Annotated in this window: 1 protein-coding gene; it reads left to right on the forward strand. The window is 41.3% G+C overall.

The features are described 5' to 3' along the window. On the forward strand, positions 1-2,145 hold a 2,145-nt coding region (locus AAFM92_16805), incomplete at its 5' end, for a reverse transcriptase family protein (GenBank protein ID MEL7302024.1). Positions 2,146-2,273 lie beyond the last annotated feature (128 nt).

Genomic DNA, 2,273 nt, shown 5'->3' on the forward strand with positions numbered 1-2,273 from the left:
GCGGTGAGAGAGGCATTTAGAGGGATATTATCTGAAGAATGGGGAAAGATTAGAAATTCAAGACTTTTAAGTGTGGCAGAAGAGTGGAAGACTTTTAAGGAAACAGTGATGATGGTTGCAGCACGAGTCTGTGGGTACAAAAGGGTAGGTAGAAAGAGTAAAAGAAGCGCGTGGTGGGATGATGAAATGAAAGTCTTAGTGAAAGATAAACGGAGGTTATTTGAAACATATAATCAGAATAAAAGTGGGAGTAATAGAGAAGAGTACAAAAGGAAGAAGCAGGAAGTTAAAAGAACAGTGAGAGAGAAACAAAATGTGGCTGATGAAAGACTAGGTCAGTGTTTAAGTAAAAATTTTAGGGAGAATAAGAAATTGTTTTGGAGCGGGGTGAATAGGGAAAGAAAGTCAAGAGAACAGCTAGATGTAAGAATAAAAGATGCGGATGGAAATGTTGTGACAGAAGAAAGAGCAGTTCTTGATAGATGGAGTGAATATTATGAACAATTGTTGAATGTTGATGATGGAAGGGCAGCAGTGCTGACGGATGCAAGAGTGTGTGGAATTAATGAAAATATGAGATTACAAATGGAAGTGAGTCTAGAGGATGTAAGAAAGGCAGTGAAAAAGTTGAAGAAGGGAAAGGCGCCAGGAGTGGATGGAATTACAAGTGAAATGTTGTGCTTTGGAGGAGATAGTGTGTTGGAATGGTTGACGAGGGTATGCAGAGTATGTATGACAGAGGGAGTAGTTCCCAAAGATTGGCAGAAAGCAATAATTGTCCCTTTGTATAAGGGAAAGGGGGATAGAGGGGAGTGCAAGAACTATAGAGGTATAAGTCTGTTAAGTATACCTGGCAAAGTGTATGGAAGAATCCTGATTGAAAGAGTACGAGGGATGACTGAGGGGATGATAGGTGAGGAGCAGTGTGGTTTTAGAATGGGGAGAGGATGTGTAGATCAAGTGTTTTCATTGAAGCAACTGAGTGAGAAGTATATAGGAAAGGGAAAGGATTTATATGTGGCATACATGGATCTTGAAAAAGCGTATGATAGAATTGATAGGGATGCGATGTGGAGAGTATTACAAATGTATGGAATAAATGGTAATCTGTTAAGGGCAATTCAGAGTTTGTATGCAGATAGTGAGGGAAGCGTTAGAGTATGTAGAGAAGAGAGCAAATGGTTTAGTGTGAAAGTAGGTCTGCGGCAAGGTTGTGTTATGTCGCCATGGCTCTTCAATATATTTATGGATGGGGTAATGAAAGAAGTTAGGGAAAAGGCAGGAGATGTAGGAGCAAATATGTGGGATGCCAGAAGAAACTGTGAATGGAAGGTGGAGTGGATGATGTTTGCAGATGATACGGTATTAGTTGGTGATAGCGAGCAAAAGTTGCAGAAACTGGTGAAAGAATTTGGAAGGGTTTGCAAAAGGAGAAAATTAGCAGTAAATGTGGGTAAGAGTAAGATTATGAGGATAGGGAAGAATAGAACTGAGAATGAGATGAATATCAGTCTTAACAATAACAGAATGGAAGAAGTTGAATGTTATAGATATCTAGGTGTGGATATTGCACATGATGGTAGAATGAATGATGAAGTAAGTCACAGAATAGGAGAGGCAAGAAAGGTATCAGGAGCACTGCAGAAACTTTGGAAGAATAGGCGCATGTCCATGGAAGCAAAAGTGGGAATGTATGAAGGAATAATTGAACCTACTCTGTTGTATGGATGTGAAGCTTGGGTACTGAATGTGCATGAAAGAAGGAAAGTGGAAGCAGTGGAGATGAGTTGTTTGCGGAGCATATGTGGAGTAAGAAGGATTGACAGAATTCCAAATGTAGAAATTAGAAGAAGATGTGGTAAGAGTGTTGGAGTGGGTGAGAGAATGGATCAAGGTGTGTTGAGATGGTTTGGTCATGTGGAGAGAATGGGAGAGGAGAGATTGGTAAGAAGAGTGTATGATTCAGATGTTAGAGGTATGAGAGGTCGGGGAAGACCGAGAAAATGCTGGATGGATGGAGTACGAGAGGTATTGAATAGAAAAGGCCTTGACATCCAGGAAGCAAAAGTATGCGTACAAGATAGAAGTGAATGGCGCAGTGTATGTCGGGGGGTTCGACGTGCTGCTGGTGAGCTTCCAGTGTAGCATTATGAAGCGGCTATAAAGTTGTGGAAGCGGACTGCACTGGGGGCTCATCCACGATTCAGCAGCGAGAGAATGAATGGGGCAGTGATTGGGTAATTTTGTTTTCTTAAGTCACCCCCTCTAAGGGG

The organism is Pseudomonadota bacterium, from assembly GCA_038533575.1.
In the GTDB taxonomy this organism is placed as follows: domain Bacteria; phylum Pseudomonadota; class Alphaproteobacteria; order Rhodobacterales; family Rhodobacteraceae; genus Shimia_B.